Here is a 948-nt window from a genome sequence, read left to right on the forward strand (position 1 = left end):
TGTGCGTTGTGACCAGGGCGTTTCGGCGGGGGCGACCGGAGACGCTATATGGATTTCGAGTCGAAATGAAAAATCCGCCTGCGGAAGCAAAGACGTGTCAATTCGCGAGAATCTCGCTGCAAATCTTAGACGGCTGTGCAAGGATCATGCCTCCGTAAGCGCGGTATGCCGTGAGCTGCACATCAATCGCACGCAGTTCGAGCGCTACCTGCAAGGGCAGACCGTTCCCAACAAGGCCACCGCCAAGCTGATATGCGATTACTTTCGGATCGACGAGGCCGAACTGTACCAGGATCCCGGCGCACCCGAGCCAGCGATGCGCGGCCTGCCGCCGGTTTCCGAGAGCCTGTTCAACCAGATGATCCGCCCTCCCAGTCCTTCGATCGCGGGCGGCACCTATTTCACCTATTTCTCGATCCCGGGCCGCCTCGACCTCCTGGTGCGCTCGGTGACCTTCGTGCGGCGCGAAGCCGAACTGGTCACCTTCCGAAGGGTCACCGGATGGTCGGAGCGCCGGGGATCGACCTGGGCACGAGCGCGCGGCAATCACTATGGCGTGGCGATCTCGCGGCTGAACTGGATCTATTTCAGCGGCATCAATCGCCGCCAGACCGGAGAGCCCTCGCTGATCTCCGTGCAATGGGCTCCCATCTCCGAACCGGTGCTGATGGGCAAGGCCATGCTTCTGACGGAGGCCGGCCCGGCATTCGTGTCCGTCATCATGCGGCGCGACATTGCCAACATCCACGCAAGGGATGCCATCAGCATGGCGCATGTCATCAGTCTCGACGATCCGGGCATCGACCAACTGGTTGTCAGCCTCACCCGGGACGGGTTGGGCTAATCCCTCGGGTCGCCGTGCCTTACGCCAAATAAGAATAAGCATACGCCGATAAAGCGTACGCCAACGATTGTCTACTCTGTATCTGAATAAAATCGATATTTTAC

1 protein-coding gene is annotated in these 948 nt (G+C 59.7%); it reads left to right on the forward strand.

Features of this window, described 5'->3' with window-relative positions; genetic code table 11:
* Positions 1-94: 94 nt before the first annotated feature.
* On the forward strand, positions 95-844 hold the full coding sequence (locus tag EN943_RS37155) for a helix-turn-helix transcriptional regulator (RefSeq protein WP_127416624.1): 750 nt from the start codon (positions 95-97) through the stop codon (positions 842-844).
* The last annotated feature ends 104 nt before the right edge of the window (positions 845-948 follow it).

The organism is Mesorhizobium sp. M7A.F.Ca.US.006.01.1.1, assembly GCF_003997935.1.
Taxonomy (GTDB): domain Bacteria; phylum Pseudomonadota; class Alphaproteobacteria; order Rhizobiales; family Rhizobiaceae; genus Mesorhizobium.